Here is a 14,350-nt window from a genome sequence, read left to right as displayed (position 1 = left end):
GCCCGACCGGTTAGCGGATCGCCCCAGCTTGTCTCAGCGCGTCCGCCTTATCGGCGTCGAACCACCAGAAATCAAGCTCGCCCAGGGCGAAGGGAGGCAGGTTCTCAGGGTGGCCATACATGTCCCAGTAGGCGACGGTGTGGGTGCCCTTGAACCACTGCGGCACCCAGAAACGCAGCGCCCGCAGCGCCCGGTCGAGCGCATGGACGCGGGTGGTCAGCTCCTCGCCGCTGGTGGCGTTCTCGACCAGCGAGATCAGCCGGTCCACGGCCGGGTTCGCCAGCCCCATCCCGTTGAAGACGTCGTCGGTGGACTGCGAGCCGAAATACTGCTGCAACCCGGCGCCGGGAATGAGGTCCTGCCCCAGCGCCTGGGTCATCAGGTCGAAATCATGCCGGCGGCGGCGATCCTCCATCTGGGCGTCGTCCACGCGGGTATGGACCGCATCGATGCCGAGGGCGCGCAGGTTCTCGACGAAGGGGTTGATGACCCGGTCGAAGGTCTGAGATTCGTTCAGGATTTCCACCCGCAGCGTCTGCCCCTGCGCGTTGCGGCGCAGCCCGTCGCGGGAATCCTGGGCGATGGTCCAGCCCGCGTCGTTCAGCAGCGCCGCGCCCTTGCGCAGATTGCCGCGGTCGAGCTGGCGCTCGCCGCTGACCGGGGCCATCACCGCCTCGTCGGTCAGGATGCCCTCGGGCAGGTCGGCGGCGAGCGGTTCCAGCAGCGCAAGCTCGCCCTCGGACGGGGTGCCCGAGGCGGCCAGCGGCGAGTTGTCCCAGAAGCTGTTGACGCGCTCGTAGAGGCCGTAGAACAACGTGTCGTTCGACCATTCGAAGTTGAAGGCGAGCGCGATGGCCTCGCGCACGCGGATGTCCTGGAATTGCGGGCGGCGCAGGTTGATGACCCATGACTGGCCGCTGGCGACCTCGCCGCTGGCAAGCTCCTCCTTCACCACCCAGCCGTTGTTGAAGGCGGGGAAATTGTAGCGGGTCGCCCAGATGATGCTGCTCGCCTCGTTGCGGAAGGTGTATTCGCCCGCCTTGAATGCCTCGAACGCGGTCTCGTAGTCGCCGAAATACTCGATGCGGATGCGGTCGAAGTTGTTGCGGCCCACGTTGATCGGCAGGCCCTGTCCCCAGTAATCGGGATTGCGGCGATAGCTGACGCTGCGGCCCATGTCGCCGCGATCGAACATGTAGGGGCCGGAGCCGATGAACGGCACGGCCGAGCTTTCGCCGATGTCGCGGTCGTTCGCCGCGAAATCCGCCTGCGAGAAGACCGGCAGGCCGCCGACGGACTGGATCACGTCGCGGCGCGGGTAGTCGGGGGTGAAGGTGAAACGGATGCGCCGCTCGTCCAGCACCTCGGCCGAGGCGACCTGCTGGGCGATCACGGTGCGGAAGGACGAGAGGCCCTTGTCGCGCAGCTGCTCGTACGAGAACAGCACGTCCTGCGCCGTCAGCGGCGTGCCATCCGAAAACTTCGCCTCGGGGCGCAGGGTGAAGATCACCCAGTCGCGGCTTTCGGGGTATTCGACGGTCTCGCACAGCAGGCAATAGGCGGCGCCCACCTCGTCCGCGGTGCCGGTCAGCAGGCTTTCCAGCATGATGGTGGACAGCGCCGCGCCCCGGCCCTTGATCGTGTAGGGATTGTAGCTGTCGAACCCCCCCGCCGCCCATTCGCTGATCTCGCCGCCCTTCGGGGCGTCCGGGTTGACATAGGCGAGATGCGGGAAGTCCGGCGGCAGCTTCAACTCGTCGAAGATGGCGACGCCGTGCGAGACGGTGGTGGCCTCAGGCCCGGAGGGCGCGGGCGAGGCCGTCTGTTGCGCAAGGACGCCGCTGCCGAGCGCCATCGCCCCCATCCCGATCCACGCCGCCAGCCCCTTCGCGCGCCAAGCCGTCATCCGATATGTCCCTTCGCCATGCCCCGCAACGCTAGGCCGAGGGGGCGTTCCGCTGCAAGCGCCCTGCCGGATTTGTGACGGCCCGCCAGCGCGCCGTGTGCGGCCATCCGCGCGGACGAAAAAGGCGCGGGGAATGCCCCCGCGCCTGCGTTCCTGCGACCCTGAACCCAGATCAGTTCTGGGTTTCCAGATAGGCGATCAGGTCGGCGCGCTCCTGCGGGCGGGCGAGGCCCGCAAACACCATCTTGGTGCCCGGCACGTCGGCCTTGGGGTTTTCAAGGAAGTGCTGCAGCGCCTCGGCGTCCCAGACCGGGGCCTCGGCGGCGTGGGCCACCATCGCATCGGAATAGCTGAAGTCGGTGCTGGCGACCGCGCGGCCGACCACGCCGTCCAGATGCGGGCCGGTGCCGTTGGTGCCGTCCAGCTTGTGGCAGGCGCGGCACTTGCCGAACACCCGCTCTCCCGCGGCGGGATCGGCAGAGGCCATCAGGGCGGCGAAGTCGATCTCCTCCTCGACCGCATCCTTTTGACCGGCGCCGGAATCCTCGACCGGGATGGTGTAGGCCTGCGGGTGCGACTCGCCCTCAGCCAGATGGCCCGTGGGGCCGATGTGATACAGCGACGACGCCCCCCACGACACCAGCAGAAGGAACAGCAGCGAGCCGATCAGTGCGCCTGCCGCCTTTGTAATGGTCATCGTGTTGAACATGCCCGCATCCTTGTCCGGTGAGCCTGGAATTGGCCGGTATCTATCCGCTTTCGCTTTGCCGGTTCAAGGTATAGTTCAGCCGTGATCCGCACAAAACGGGCAAACCGTCACCGCCATGCAGGGGCCGATTGCATGAAAGCCGCCACCAACCGCATCGCCTTCCAGGGCGAACCGGGCGCCTACAGCCACGAAGCCTGCCGCGCCGCGCGCCCGACGATGGAGGCGCTGCCCTGCCGCACCTTCGAGGACGCGGTCGAGGCCGTGCGCGCCGGCCAGGCGGATCTGGCGATGCTGCCGGTGGAAAACTCGACCTATGGCCGGGTCGCCGACATCCACCACCTGCTGCCCGAATCCGGCCTGCACATCATCGAGGAATGTTTCGTGCGGGTGCAGATCAGCCTGCTGGGCGTGCCCGGCGCAAAGCTGTCCGACGTGCGCGAGGCGATGAGCCATACGATGCTGCTGGGTCAGTGCCGCGGCTTCCTGTCGGAACACGACATCCACGCCGTCGTCGGCCCCGACACCGCGGGCAGCGCGATGCTGGTCGCGCAGGCTGGCGATCGCCACGTCGCCGCGCTCGCCAGCAGCCTCGCGGGCGAGATCTACGGGCTGGAAAGCCTCGCCAGCGGGATCGAGGACCGGCAGAACAACACCACCCGCTTTCTCATCATGTCGCCCGAGGAAAAGCTGGAGCGCCGCCGCAACAGGGCGGGCGAAGACGCCATGATGACCAGCTTCGTGTTCCGGGTGCGCAACATCCCCGCCGCGCTTTACAAGGCGATGGGCGGGTTCGCCACGAACGGCGTCAACATGACCAAGCTGGAAAGCTACATGGTGGACGGCGTCTTCACCGCCACGCAGTTCTATGCCGACGTGCAGGGGCATCCCGATGATCCGGCGCTGGCGCGGGCTCTGGACGAGCTGCGGTATTTCACCTCCTCGCTGAAGATTCTCGGGGTCTATCCCGCCGATCCGCTGCGGGCCGATCAGGCCCGCTGAGGCGTCAGCGGGCAGCCGCCCGCACCGCCCCTGGTGGCGGGGTGCGATGGGCGCCGGCAACCCTCACGAAATCGGCGATGCGCTCGGCGAACTGCCGATCAAGCTTCGATTTGCCCAGCTTGGCCGTCTGCAACAGCAGCCGCGCCCGCATGTTGCGCGGCTTCACCTCCAGCTCGAAGATCAGGCGCGACTTGACCCGCGTGAGCGCGATCACCGTCATCTCGATGGTCAGCTCGAACAGATCGCTGCGCCCTTCCATGAAGATGCTCTCGGGCCGGTCGAAGCGGATCACGGCCAGCCGAAGCTCGCGCCGCTTGCCGCGCAGATCGAAGCCGATATCCCACGCCATGCCCGCCCCCGGCTCGCGCGAGGGGTCCAGCCGGCGCACCTGCGCGCCGCGATTGACCAGCATCCGCTCGGCGCGGGGAAAGTCGCCGATGGCCGTGAACAGATCGTCGGCGGAAAGATCGCTATCCTGTCGCGTGGCGAATTTCATCGGGCATTCCCCTGGTTCGAAATCGAGACAGACAAGCTCGGCTTACCTCGACAGGGCATTACCTATGATTGCAGCCGGTCCGCAACCGTCATTCCCCGATTGTGAGAATCGGGTGCCCACCGGGGCAGGATGGCCGCCGAATCGCTCTCTGAACGCGAGGCCCCCGCCTCGGGCGTCCAAATTTCCGCATGACCCAGCGACAGATGCGCGAAAACATTGACCCCGCCCCGATTTTGCTATACCTGCGCCCTCGCCCGCATCCGGCGGGCAGCCGAGGGGCGCGTGGATCTTGAAAGCGTCCCGGACATGCGCGGCAGGCTCGGCCAATGGCAGGCCGGACCGCGTCCACGGACGATTCGATCCCTGCACGAAAGCCTCTGAATGACTCAGTTCTCCGACCTCAAACTCGACCCCAAGGTGCTCAAGGCCGTCACCGAAGCGGGCTATCCCACGCCGACGCCGATCCAGGCCGGGGCGATTCCCCCCGCGCTGGAAGGGCGTGACGTGCTGGGCATCGCCCAGACCGGCACCGGCAAGACCGCCAGCTTCACCCTGCCGATGATCACCCTGCTGGGGCGCGGCCGGGCGCGGGCGCGGATGCCGCGCAGCCTGGTGCTGTGCCCCACGCGCGAGCTCGCCGCGCAGGTGGCCGAGAATTTCGACGTTTACGCCAAATACACCCGGCTGACCAAGGCGCTGCTGATCGGCGGCGTATCGATGCGCGATCAGGAGCAGTTGATCGACCGCGGCGTCGATGTGCTGATCGCCACGCCGGGGCGGCTGCTCGATCATTTCGAGCGTGGCAACCTGCTGCTGCAGGGCGTGCAGATCATGGTCGTGGACGAGGCCGACCGGATGCTCGACATGGGCTTCATCCCGGATATCGAGCGGATCTTCCAGCTGACCCCCTTCACCCGGCAGACGCTGTTCTTCAGCGCCACCATGGCGCCGGAAATCGAGCGGATCACCAACACCTTCCTGACCGCGCCCGTGCGGATCGAGGTCGCGCGCCAGGCCACCGCCAGCGAGACGATCACCCAGAAGCTGATCGAGCTGACCCCCACCCGCAAGGACCAGACCGCCAAGCAGAAGCGCGAATTGCTGCGGGCGGTGATCGACGCCGAGGGCAAAAACCTCAAGAACGCGATCATCTTCTGCAACCGCAAGACCGAGGTGGACATCGTCGCCAAGTCGTTGAAGGCGCATGGCTATGACGCCGCGCCTTTGCATGGCGACCTCGACCAGCGCCAGCGCACCGCGACGCTGGACGGCTTCCGGGACGGCACGCTGCGGTTCCTGATCGCCTCGGACGTGGCGGCGCGGGGGCTGGACATCCCGGCGGTGAGCCATGTCATCAACTTCGACCTGCCCAGCCATGCCGAGGATTACGTCCACCGCATCGGCCGCACCGGCCGCGCCGGCCGTCAGGGCACCGCGATCTCCATCGCGACTCCTGCGGATGAAAAATACCTCGCCGCGATCGAATCGCTGGTGAAGCAGACCCTGCCCCGCGCCGAACCGCCCGAGGGGTTCTCGCTTTCCGACGCCGCGCAACGCGCCCCGCGCGAGCCGCGGGAGGGAGGGCGCAGCGGTGCGCGGGTTGCCGGCAGCCGGACCCGTTCTCGCCCGCGCCGCGACGAGGGAGACGAGAGCCGCCGCCCCGCACGCGCCGAATCCGCCCGCAGCGAACCGGCCGCCGCCCTGCCGGAAGCGGTCGAAACCGTGTCCGAAGGCGGGCGCGTCGATCTGCCCGAAGCGCGCACGGCCGGCGCGCGCAGCGATGAGCGTCGGCGCGAGCCGCGCGCAGATGATCGGCAGAACGGCTCGAACGGCCGCTCGAACGGGTCCCGCGACGAACGGAACGGCGATCGCCGGAATGATCGGAGCGATAGCCGGAGCGACCGCGGCGATGGCCGCCGCGACGGCCGGCAGGCCCGTCACCGCGACCGTGATCGCGGCCCTGCCCTCGTCGGCATGGGCGATCACGTCCCCGACTTCATGCTGACGAGCTTCCGCAACTTCGAGACTGCTGCTGCACAGCCCGAGAAAGCCACGGAAAAACCTGCCAAGGCGCAGGCCGAAGCCGTGGTCGAGCAGGCGCCAGAACCCGCTCCGACGCAAGTCGAAGCCGTGACGCCGATCGTGACTCAGGCACCCGAATCGCCGCCGTCCGGGCCTGCGGAAACGCCCGCCGCAGAGAAGCCCGCGCCCAAGCGGCGCAGCCGGGCCCGCAAGCCTGCTGCGCCTGCCGAGGCAGAGGACTCGCCTGAGGCTCCTGCCCAAGCCGCGACGGAAGATGCACCGGCCGAGAAAGCACCGCCCCGCAAGCGCGCGCCTCGCCGCAAGAAGGCCGCCGAGCCGGAAGCTGCGGCGGCAACGGGCGGAGAGTCCGCAAGCGCCCATCCCGCACCGGCGGCGGAAACGGACACGGCCGCTCAGCCGTCTTCTGCGCCGCCCGTCAGTAGCGAGGCTGAGAGACAGACCGATCCCCTGCCCGAGGACAATCCCGGCGCGGGCACCCTGCCCGAGGATGCTCTTCCCGAAGACGCACCCGCCGAGGGTGGCGCCGCGGCAGATGCCCTGCCGGAAGATCGCCCTGCGGATGAGTCGCTGCCGGAGCAGGCAGTTCCCAAAGACGCCGCCTTGCTGGAAGACATCCGTGCCGCGGATGCGCTGTCCGAGATCGCGCCCGCCGAGGGTGCCGAAGGGGAACAGGCTGCCGGGGAAGAGACGCGCCCGGACGAGCAGCCGCAGGGCTGACGGGCCGCCGAGGGATGGCGGCCCTGCCCCGCGCAGAGGAACAGGCCGGCACGCGGGCGGATGACACGCCGCCCGCTGCGTCGCCGCGCTCGCGGCGCTTCCCCGACTGGCGCGGCATCCTGGCAGACCTTCTGGCCGGTGCCGCCGCCGCGCTCGGGCAAGCGCCGTGGGGGCTGTGGCCGGTCACCGTGCTGGCGCTCGCCGCGGTCGTCTGGCGCATCGGTTACGCCCGCTCCCGCCGCGCCGCCTTCGGCCGCGCCTTCGCCGCCGGGGCAGGCTATTTCGCGCTGGCGATGTTCTGGATCGTCGAGCCGTTCCTCGTGCAGCCCGAGATCCACGGCTGGATGGCGCCTTTCGCGCTGATCCTGATGGCCTCGGGCGGGGCGCTGTTCTGGGCGCTTCCGGGCTGGGCCGCATGGCAGCTGGGCGGAAACCCGCGCGACCGCACGCTTGCCGTGGCGCTGGCGCTGGCGCTGTCGGACTGGCTGCGCGGCTGGCTGTTCACCGGCCTCCCTTGGGCGCTGGCCGGGCATGTCTGGATCGCGACGCCCGCCGGGCAGACTGCCGCGTGGATCGGCGCGGTGGGGCTGTCGGGGCTGACGATGGCCGCGGCCGCGATGCCCGCCTGGGCGGCGCGGGACGGGCGCATCTCGACTGCCATCGCCAAGGGACTGCCGCTGTCGGCGGCGCTGATCGGGGCGGCGTGGTTCGCGGGGCTCGCCCGGCTCAACGCGCCGCTGCCGCCCGATCCCGGCCCGGTGATCCGGCTGGTCCAGCCCAATGCCGACCAGACCCGCAAATGGGACCCCGAGTGGTCCGGCGTCTTCTACGACCGACTGCTTCAGCTTTCCGCAGCGCCCGCGCGGGAGCCCCTTGCCGCCGTGATCTGGCCCGAAACCGCCGCGCCCTTCCTGCTGGAGCAGGCCGACCCGCTTCTGCCCGAGATCGTGGCGGCGGCCGGTGCTCCGGTCCTGCTCGGCATTCAGCGCAGCGAACGGGGGCTCTGGTTCAACAGCCTCGCCGAAATCACGCCTGACGCGCTGGTGGGGCAAGTCTATGACAAGTTCCACCTCGTCCCGTTCGGGGAATACATCCCGGCCGGCAACGTCCTTGCCCGGTTCGGTGTCGGCGCCTTCGCCGCGCAGAACGGCTTCGGCTATGCCGCCGGTCCCGGCCCGCAGGTCGTCCAGATGGCCGGTCTGCCCCCGCTGCAGCCGCTGATCTGCTATGAGGCGGTGTTCTCGCGCCATCTGCGGCAAACGGACGCGCGGCCCGGCTGGCTTTTACAAGTGACCAACGACGCCTGGTTCGGCACCTGGTCCGGCCCCTATCAGCATCTCGCGCAGGCGCGGCTGCGGGCGATCGAATCGGGGCTGCCGCTGATGCGCGCGGCCAATACCGGCGTCACCGCCTCGATCGACGCACGCGGACAGGTTCGCGGACAGATCGCGCTGGATCAGGAGGGCTATCTCGACGCGCCGCTGCCCGCTGCGCTGCCGCCGACGCTGTGGTGGCGGCTCGGCGACTGGCCTGCGGTTGCCGTGCTCATCGCCGCGCTCGGCTGGTTGGGACTGCGGCGATACCGCGTCTCTACCGGCAGTTGACCCCACCTGGCGGCTGGCATAAGCCGGCTTACTGCCGCCACAACGGCTTCCTGGCGTGGCGGGTCACCCAATGGAGCAATCATGTCCCGCAAGAATTACGTCTTCACCTCGGAATCCGTTTCCGAGGGGCATCCCGACAAGCTGTGCGACCAGATCTCGGATGCGATCCTCGATACGCTGCTGGCCGAGGAATCGCAGGCCCGCGTCGCGGCCGAAGCCTTCGCCACCTCGGGCATGGTCGTCATCGGTGGCGAGATCGGGCTTTCCGACAAGGGCCGTCTGGCCAGCCACATGGGCCGCATCGGCGAGCTTGCCCGCAGCGTCATCCGCGATATCGGTTACGAGCAGGAGAAGTTCCACTGGAACACCTGCCACGTCCTGAACTTCCTGCACGAACAGTCCGCCCATATCTGGGGCGGGGTCGAAACCGGCGGCGCGGGCGATCAGGGGATCATGTTCGGTTATGCCGTCAACGAGACGCCCGAGCTGATGCCCGCCCCGATCCAGTATGCCCACGCCATCCTGCGCCGGCTGGCCGAGGCGCGCAAATCGGGCGAGCAGCCGACGCTCGGCCCCGACGCGAAGTCGCAGCTTTCCGTGCGGTACGAGGACGGCAAGCCGGTCGAAGTGACCCAGATCGTCGTCAGCCACCAGCACAAGGACGAGGCGCAGACCTCTGACGACATCCGCGCCATCGTCGAGCCCTATGTCCGCGAGGTGCTGCCGAAAGAGTGGCTGACCGGGAAAACCGTCTGGCACGTCAATCCGACGGGCAAGTTCGTGATCGGCGGGCCGGATGGCGATGCGGGGCTGACCGGGCGCAAGATCATCGTGGACACCTATGGCGGCTCGGCGCCGCACGGGGGCGGCGCGTTCTCGGGCAAGGACCCGACCAAGGTGGACCGCTCGGCGGCCTATGCGGCGCGGTATCTGGCGAAGAACGTGGTGGCGGCGGGGCTGGCCGAACGCTGCGTGATCCAGCTTTCCTACGCGATCGGCGTGGCCGAGCCGCTGTCGATCTATGCCGACACCTACGGCACCGGCGCCGTCACCGAGGCGGAGATCGAGGCGGCGCTGCGCAAGGTCATGGACCTGACCCCCAACGGGATCCGCACCCATCTGGCGCTGAACCGCCCGATCTATCGCCGCACGGCCGCCTACGGCCATTTCGGGCGCGAGCCGGAGGCGGATGGCGGCTTCAGCTGGGAACGCACGGACCTTGTCGAGGCGCTGAAGGCAGCAGTCTGACACAGCCCGTCGCGACCAGCAGGCCCTGCCCGGAAACGGGCGGGGCCATTCTCATTCGTCGCGGAAGCTGCGGCTGTCCTTGATCTGGTCCCAGGCCCAGACGACCTGTTGCAGCCTGTCCTCGTCCGAACGGTCGCCGCCGTTCATGTCGGGATGAAGATCCTTCACCAGCGACTTGTATTGCTTGCGGATTTCGATCTTGGACCAGCTGTCCTTCGCCTCGAGGATGTCCAGCGCGCGGCGCTCGGTCGGGGGCAGCTTGCGGGCGACGCGGGCACGCGACTCCGGGGCGGTCCCGTTCGCGCCCAGAATCTCCAGCGGGTCGCTGATCCCGTGCCGCGCCCAGGCCTGTTCCTGCGTGGCCTTGCCGAAGGGGCGGGTCGGACGTTCCCACACCGTCGCGTTGTCCAGAAACTCCTGGAACTCGGCCTCGGACTGGCCCTGAAAGTAGTTCCAGTTCAGGTTGTATTCGCGCACGTGGTCCTTGCAGAACCAGTAGTAATCATCCAGCGCCCGCGGCGACTTCGGGGCGCGATACTGCCCCGGCTCGCGGCAGCCTTCCTTGTCGCATTTGCGCGTCGAGGTCTCGAACGCGCCGGACATGCCGCGGCGGCCCTTCGTCCGGCGCTTCTTGTCGGACGCGGCAGAGATGTCGAAACCGAACGGGTCGTTGTTGGTCATGGATTGGCCTGCTATCGACTCGGGACCGGGAGTTTAAGGCATTTGCGCCGCTTTGTAAGGGGATGAACCGATATGACACGATCCATTGCCGACGAGATGGCCGAGCGGCTGGCAGAGCTTGACCCCACCCGGCTGGAGGTCATCGACGAAAGCGAGAGCCATCGCGGCCATGGCGGCTGGCGCGAAGGCGGGCAGACCCACTGGCGCATCCGCATGGCCTCGCCGCGGCTTGCGGGGCTCAGCCGGATCGAACAGCACCGGTTGGTCAACCGGACGTTGGGCGACATCGTGCCGCGCATCCACGCGCTCGCGCTCGAGTTGGCGGCCGAGTGACAGCGGCCGCCGTTAGCGCCCCCAGTCTTGCCGCGTTCATGCGCCGCGCCTAGAAGCCGGGAAACGATTTCAGCGCGTAACGAGGACCAGATATGAACGCCCCCAAGGATTTCAATGACCGGATGCTTTCGCTGGGCCTCGCCCGCGTCAGCGAGGCCGCGGCCCATGCCTCGGCCAAGCTGATCGGCCGCGGCGACGAAAAGGCCGCCGATCAGGCCGCCGTCAACGCGATGCGCGACCAGCTCAACATGCTGGACATCAAGGGCACCGTGGTCATCGGCGAGGGGGAACGCGACGAGGCGCCGATGCTGTTCATCGGCGAGGAGGTCGGCACCGGCGACGGTCCCGAGGTGGACATCGCGCTGGACCCGCTGGAGGGCACGACGCTGACCGCCAAGGACATGCCCAACGCGCTGACCGTGATCGCGATGGCCCCGCGCGGCACGCTGCTGCACGCGCCCGACGTCTACATGGACAAGCTGGCCGTCGGCCCCGGCTATCCCAAGGACGTGGTCAGCCTGGAAATGTCGCCGCGCGAGCGGGTTCTGGCGCTGGCCGCCGCTGGGGGCGTGACGGCGGGCGACATCACCGTCTGCATCCTCGAACGCCCCCGCCATGAGGAGATGATCGCCGAGGTCCGCTCGACCGGCGCGGCGATCCGGCTCATCACCGATGGCGACGTGGCCGGCGTGATCCACGTGGCCGAATCCGACATCACCGGCATCGACATGTATATGGGCTCTGGCGGGGCGCCCGAAGGCGTGCTGGCGGCGGCGGCCCTGAAATGCATGGGCGGGCAGATTTGGGGCCGGCTGCTGTTCCGCAACGACGACGAGCGTGGCCGCGCGGGAAAGGCCGGGATCACCGACCTGAACCGCATCTACACCCGCGACGAGATGGTGACGGCGGACGTGATCTTCTCGGCCACGGGCGTCACCAACGGCTCGATCGTGAAGGGCCTGCGCCGCGAGCCGACCTTCATCGAGACGGAGACGATCCTGATGCGGTCCAAGACCGGCTCCGTCCGGCGGATGTTCTACCGCAACCCGATCAAGCGGGGCTGATTCCTCCGCTCATGGCCACGAGCCGGCCTTCCGGCCGCTGCCTGTGGGCGGCGGCCGTTTTCATTTGCCACAAGCCGCAGGACGTGACGCAAACTTGATTGCGGCCCGGTTCTCGTGCCTTTCAGGGCAGGTTGGGGGCGGGCTGCGACAACCGCCTGCGCGCGGCGCCCCGCGGCCGCCTCCCCCGCCCTTGCAAGCGCCGCCCCGCTGCCGCAAGAACCCGGCATGTCGTCCGTCATCCAATCGCCGCGCCCCTTCCTCGACGTCGCGCGCTCGCTCACCGGCCGCCGCTGGATCGGCCCGCCGGCCGAGCTGGAGCGCCGCGCCGAGGGGCTCGCGCAGCTCTCCGCCCTGCCCCTGCCGATCGCCCGCGTCCTCGCAGAGCGCGGGATCGAGCCCGACGCCGCCCCTGCCCATCTGGAGCCGCGCCTGCGCGACCTGCTGCCCGACCCGCTGCGCCTGCGCGACATGGCCGTGGCGGCGGACCGCATCGCCCATGCCGCGACGCAGGGCCAGCGCATCGCCATCTTCGCCGATTACGATGTGGACGGCGGCGCCTCGGCGGCCCTGCTGCTGGGCTGGCTGCGCGATCTGGGCCAGAACGCGACGCTCTACGTCCCCGACCGTATCGACGAAGGCTACGGCCCCAACGCCCCCGCCATCGCCGCGCTGGCGGAACGCCATGACCTGATCGTCTGCGTCGATTGCGGCACGCTCAGCCACGACGCGCTCGCCGCCGCCAAGGGCCGCGCCGAGGTGATCGTGCTGGACCACCATCAGGGCGGCGAGACGCTGCCGCCGGTGCTTGCCGTGGTGAACCCCAACCGCGCCGACGAGGACGGCGCGCTCGGCCATCTCTGCGCCGCCGGGGTCGTGTTCCTGACGCTGGTTCAGGCCAACCGCGTGCTGCGCGGCATGGGGCGGCGCGAGCCGGACCTGATCGGCCAGCTCGACCTCGTGGCGCTGGCGACGGTCGCTGACGTGGCCCCGCTGATCGGCGTCAACCGCGCCTTTGTGCGGCAGGGCCTCGCCATCATGGCCCGCCGGCAGCGCCCCGGACTGGTCGCGCTGTCCGACGTGGCGCGGCTGGATACCCTGCCCACGGCCTTCCATCTCGGCTTCCTGCTGGGCCCCCGCATCAACGCAGGCGGACGGGTGGGCCAGCCGGATCTTGGCGCACTGTGCCTGTCCTGCACCGACCCGGCCGAGGCGGTGCGCCTCGCCACCCGGCTCGACGATTTCAACCGCGACCGCCGCGCGATCGAGGCGGGGCTGCGCGAGGAAGCCTTGGCGCAGGTTGAGACCCGCGCCGATCCCTCGCTGGCCTGGGCGGCGGGCGAGGGCTGGCACCCCGGCGTCGTCGGCATCGTCGCCGCCCGCGTAAAGGAGGCGGCGCGCCGCCCCGCCGTGGTGATCGGGGTGCAGCACGGCGTCGGCAAGGGCTCGGCCCGGTCCGTCCCCGGCGTGGATATCGGCCGCGCGATGCAGCGCCTGATGGCCGAGGGGCTGATCGAGAAGGGCGGCGGTCACGCCATGGCCGCCGGCCTGACCGTTGCCGAGGCCGCGATTCCCGCCGCAATGGCCCGCTTGTCGGAACTGGTGGCGCGGCAGTCGGGCGAGTTGGACGCGGGCGACGACCTGCGAATTTCGGGCCTGCTGGACCCTTCCGGCGCCTCGGTCGAGTTGCTGGAGATGCTGGACCGCGCCGGCCCGTTCGGCGCCGCCGCCCCTGCCCCGCGCTTCGCCTTCGCGGATCAGATGGTCGATTCCATCAGCACCATGGGCGACAGCCACCTGCGCCTGCGCTTCCGCAGCGCCGGCACCGCGCCCGTTGATGCTGTCGCCTGGGGCGCGATGTCCGGCACGCTCGGCCCGGCCCTGCTGGGCGCGCAGGGCCGCCGCTTTCACCTCGCGGGCAAGCTGGAGCTGTCGGCTTGGGGCGGCCGCCAGCGCCTGCGCCTGCGCCTCGACGACGCGGCGCCCGCCTGACCGAATTCGCGCGGGGGGCCAAACTTTCTGCTTGCACCCCCGCGAACCCTGGCCTAAACACCGCTCCACGCCGCGGGGCAGCGCCGCGCGGACGCCTTGGATGGCCCGTTCGTCTATCGGTTAGGACGTCAGGTTTTCAACCTGAAAAGAGGGGTTCGACTCCCCTACGGGCTGCCATTCTCTCGATTTTTTCATCTCCATGCGTCCCGAACGCCGCGAAAATCATTTAAATCAATTCTCAGATTCTTATGCGTCCCGGTGTGTCCCTATGCGTCCCAACACTGTTGGTATCATCTGTGGGTATAGTTTTCGGATGATACCAACAGGTGACTCATGGTGGACATTACCTACGTTCCGATGGCCCGCGGCGTTCGGCATCGGTCTCGGACCGATGGCGACCGATGCCTCACTCTACCTCGCCGCCGTCATCGACTGGTTCAGCCGCAAGGTCCTGGCTTGGCGGCTGTCGATCACGCTGTCGGCGGACTTCTGCATCGAGGCGCTGGAGGACGCGCTCGCCCGCCACGGTCGGCCCGAGATCTTCAGAAGCGACCAGGGCTC

At 69.0% G+C, this 14,350-nt stretch carries 10 protein-coding genes, 1 tRNA gene, 2 pseudogenes and 1 riboswitch; of the genes and pseudogenes, 9 read left to right on the top strand and 4 right to left on the bottom strand.

The features are described 5' to 3' along the window. Positions 1 to 10 precede the first annotated feature (10 nt). Together KTN05_RS02995 and KTN05_RS02990 are read right to left on the bottom strand one after the other, a co-directional pair. Positions 11 to 1,906: an extracellular solute-binding protein gene (locus KTN05_RS02995; RefSeq protein ID WP_217327902.1), complete on the bottom strand. Its 1,896-nt coding sequence runs from the start codon at positions 1,904 to 1,906 to the stop codon at positions 11 to 13. Positions 1,907 to 2,078: 172 nt separating this feature from the next. Continuing rightward, entirely contained in the window at positions 2,079 to 2,615 is a 537-nt protein-coding gene (locus tag KTN05_RS02990; RefSeq protein WP_217327901.1) for a cytochrome c family protein, read from the bottom strand. 132 nt (positions 2,616 to 2,747) lie between these two features. Here KTN05_RS02990 and KTN05_RS02985 point away from each other — a divergent pair, with 132 nt between their 5' ends. Continuing rightward, positions 2,748 to 3,614 carry a prephenate dehydratase gene (locus KTN05_RS02985; protein WP_217327900.1) on the top strand — a complete coding sequence of 289 codons (867 nt, stop codon included), beginning with the start codon at positions 2,748 to 2,750 and terminating at the stop codon, positions 3,612 to 3,614. A gap of 4 nt (positions 3,615 to 3,618) precedes the next feature. Here KTN05_RS02985 and KTN05_RS02980 read toward each other — a convergent pair whose 3' ends face one another. Then, complete coding sequence (locus KTN05_RS02980; protein ID WP_217327899.1) at positions 3,619 to 4,110, bottom strand: hypothetical protein; 492 nt, start codon at positions 4,108 to 4,110, stop codon at positions 3,619 to 3,621. A gap of 381 nt (positions 4,111 to 4,491) precedes the next feature. On the opposite strand from KTN05_RS02980, the pseudogene KTN05_RS18020 reads away from it, so the two are divergent. The 3 genes and pseudogenes from KTN05_RS18020 to metK form a co-directional block, all read left to right on the top strand. Then, positions 4,492 to 6,126: pseudogene (locus tag KTN05_RS18020) on the top strand (DEAD/DEAH box helicase); the annotation flags it as partial. 758 nt (positions 6,127 to 6,884) lie between these two features. After that, entirely contained in the window at positions 6,885 to 8,474 is a 1,590-nt protein-coding gene (gene lnt / locus KTN05_RS02970) for an apolipoprotein N-acyltransferase (RefSeq protein ID WP_217327898.1), read from the top strand. 31 nt (positions 8,475 to 8,505) lie between these two features. After that, positions 8,506 to 8,552: riboswitch (SAM-SAH riboswitch) on the top strand. 3 nt (positions 8,553 to 8,555) lie between these two features. Beyond that, a complete protein-coding gene (metK, locus tag KTN05_RS02965; protein ID WP_217327897.1) occupies positions 8,556 to 9,722 on the top strand; it encodes a methionine adenosyltransferase in 1,167 nt (388 codons plus the stop codon). A 51-nt stretch (positions 9,723 to 9,773) separates the two neighbouring features. On the opposite strand, the gene KTN05_RS02960 is transcribed toward metK, so the two are convergent. Continuing rightward, positions 9,774 to 10,403 carry a DnaJ domain-containing protein gene (locus KTN05_RS02960; RefSeq protein WP_217327896.1) on the bottom strand — a complete coding sequence of 210 codons (630 nt, stop codon included), beginning with the start codon at positions 10,401 to 10,403 and terminating at the stop codon, positions 9,774 to 9,776. Positions 10,404 to 10,475: 72 nt separating this feature from the next. Here KTN05_RS02960 and KTN05_RS02955 point away from each other — a divergent pair, with 72 nt between their 5' ends. From KTN05_RS02955 to KTN05_RS18440, 5 genes and pseudogenes are all read left to right on the top strand, one after another. Beyond that, positions 10,476 to 10,736 (top strand): BolA family transcriptional regulator, encoded by a 261-nt coding sequence (locus tag KTN05_RS02955; RefSeq protein ID WP_217327895.1) that lies wholly within the window; start codon positions 10,476 to 10,478, stop codon positions 10,734 to 10,736. Positions 10,737 to 10,828: 92 nt separating this feature from the next. Beyond that, a complete protein-coding gene (gene glpX, locus KTN05_RS02950; protein ID WP_217327894.1) occupies positions 10,829 to 11,800 on the top strand; it encodes a class II fructose-bisphosphatase in 972 nt (323 codons plus the stop codon). Between the two features lie 225 nt (positions 11,801 to 12,025). Further along, positions 12,026 to 13,789, top strand: coding sequence for a single-stranded-DNA-specific exonuclease RecJ (gene recJ / locus KTN05_RS02945; protein WP_217327893.1), 1,764 nt, complete (start codon positions 12,026 to 12,028; stop codon positions 13,787 to 13,789). A gap of 102 nt (positions 13,790 to 13,891) precedes the next feature. Further along, positions 13,892 to 13,966: transfer RNA gene (locus tag KTN05_RS02940), tRNA-Glu, on the top strand. A gap of 159 nt (positions 13,967 to 14,125) precedes the next feature. Then, positions 14,126 to 14,350, top strand: a pseudogene (locus KTN05_RS18440) (DDE-type integrase/transposase/recombinase); the annotation flags it as partial.

The sequence above is a fragment of the Paracoccus sp. Z118 genome (assembly GCF_019061185.1).
Lineage (GTDB): Bacteria > Pseudomonadota > Alphaproteobacteria > Rhodobacterales > Rhodobacteraceae > Paracoccus.
This window is presented reverse-complemented; position numbering and strand designations above follow the sequence as displayed.

Excerpts from the sequence above, each read along its gene's own strand:
- KTN05_RS02995 (WP_217327902.1), bottom strand. The coding sequence starts at position 1,906 with ATGACGGCTTGGCGCGCGAAGGGGCTGGCGGCGTGGATCGGGATGGGG.
- KTN05_RS02990 (WP_217327901.1), bottom strand. The coding sequence starts at position 2,615 with ATGTTCAACACGATGACCATTACAAAGGCGGCAGGCGCACTGATCGGC.
- KTN05_RS02985 (WP_217327900.1), top strand. The coding sequence starts at position 2,748 with ATGAAAGCCGCCACCAACCGCATCGCCTTCCAGGGCGAACCGGGCGCC.
- KTN05_RS02980 (WP_217327899.1), bottom strand. The coding sequence starts at position 4,110 with ATGAAATTCGCCACGCGACAGGATAGCGATCTTTCCGCCGACGATCTG.
- lnt (WP_217327898.1), top strand. The coding sequence starts at position 6,885 with ATGGCGGCCCTGCCCCGCGCAGAGGAACAGGCCGGCACGCGGGCGGAT.
- metK (WP_217327897.1), top strand. The coding sequence starts at position 8,556 with ATGTCCCGCAAGAATTACGTCTTCACCTCGGAATCCGTTTCCGAGGGG.
- KTN05_RS02960 (WP_217327896.1), bottom strand. The coding sequence starts at position 10,403 with ATGACCAACAACGACCCGTTCGGTTTCGACATCTCTGCCGCGTCCGAC.
- KTN05_RS02955 (WP_217327895.1), top strand. The coding sequence starts at position 10,476 with ATGACACGATCCATTGCCGACGAGATGGCCGAGCGGCTGGCAGAGCTT.
- glpX (WP_217327894.1), top strand. The coding sequence starts at position 10,829 with ATGAACGCCCCCAAGGATTTCAATGACCGGATGCTTTCGCTGGGCCTC.
- recJ (WP_217327893.1), top strand. The coding sequence starts at position 12,026 with ATGTCGTCCGTCATCCAATCGCCGCGCCCCTTCCTCGACGTCGCGCGC.